We start from the raw sequence: 1,308 nt of genomic DNA, 5'->3' as shown, positions 1-1,308 counted from the left end.
TGAATCGCCCTGGGTTTCGTTCCTATCGGGTTCCCTGTCCGGCGATCACCGGCTGGGCGGATTCCAGGTCAGCGTAGTACGCGTCCTCGACCTCGATGGGCGGGCGGTAGTCGAGCTCGCCGTGGAGGCGTTGGTTGTTCCACCACCACACGTACTCGAGTGTCGCGAGCTCGACCTGCTCGACGGTCCGCCACGGGCCTCGGCGGCGGATGAGTTCGGTCTTGTAGAGCCCGTTCACCGCCTCGGCGAGGGCATTGTCGAACGAGTCGCCCACGGTCCCCGTGGACGGCTTCGCACCGAGCTCGACGATCCGATCGGTGTAGACGATCGAGAGGTAGTTCGACCCGTGGTCGGCGTGATGGACGAGCTCATCCAACGGCCCTGCGGCGTTGAACGCGGCCATGTTCAGCGCCTGCAACGGCAGCACGTCTGCCTTCAGCGTGGATGCCACATTCCAACCGACGATCATGCGACTGAACACGTCGATCACGAACGCGACGTACGCGAACCCGGCCCACGTCGCGACGTATGTGATGTCAGCGACCCACAGCCTGCGCGGCGCGGGCGCGGTGAAGTTGCGCTTGACGAGGTCCTTCGGCTGCGGGATCGTCGGATCGGACTTTGTGGTGAACACTTTCTTCGACCGCTTCACCCCGGCCACCCCAGCCAGCCGCATCAGCCGGGCGGTCTGGTCGCGGCCGACATCCCATCCCTGCCGGCGCAGCAGCGCATGCATCTTCCGCACCCCGTACACGCCGTAGTTCTCCGCGTGCAGCCGCTTGATCTCGCCGACCAGCAGCTCATCCTTCAGCTGCCGCGCTGATGCCGGGCGGGTCTTCGCGGCCCGGTAGCCGCGGGAGGTGAGGAACCCTCGCACCGCGTCCTTGAGGACACGGCAGATGAGCTCGACCCCGAACTGATCCCGGTGCATGTCGATGAACCGGATCATCTCGTCGAGGGGCGGTCGAGCTCCTTCGCGAAAAACACACTCGCAGCCTTGAGGACCTCGTTCGCCTTCCGCAGCTCCGCGTTCTCACGACGCAACTGAGCGTTCTCCGCCGCGACGTCCGTCGGAACTCCCGGACGCACGCCGGCGTCGACCTCGCGGCGCCGATGCCACACCCGCAACGTCTCCGGGCTCATCCCCAGCAGGCCCGCCACATGCCGGACCGCGGCCATCAGGTTCGCGTGATCGGGCTTGGCCTCATCCAGCATCCGCAACGCGCGCTCACGCATCTCCGCCGAGTACTTCTGATTCATCGTGTTCCATCCTTACTTCAAGAACGGAACGAAACCCAGGGCGATTCA

Annotated in this window: 1 protein-coding gene; it reads right to left on the bottom strand. The window is 65.4% G+C overall.

Features of this window, described 5'->3' with window-relative positions; translation table 11 throughout:
- Positions 1-22: 22 nt before the first annotated feature.
- A protein-coding gene (locus IF188_RS20000) for an IS3 family transposase (RefSeq protein ID WP_191173568.1) occupies positions 23-1,260 on the bottom strand; the annotation gives its coding sequence in 2 pieces (ribosomal slippage) (positions 23-975 and positions 975-1,260; 1,239 coding nt in all).
- Positions 1,261-1,308: the final 48 nt, after the last annotated feature.

It is taken from the genome of Microbacterium helvum (genome assembly GCF_014779795.1).
GTDB classification, from domain to species: domain Bacteria; phylum Actinomycetota; class Actinomycetes; order Actinomycetales; family Microbacteriaceae; genus Microbacterium; species Microbacterium helvum.
This window is presented reverse-complemented; position numbering and strand designations above follow the sequence as displayed.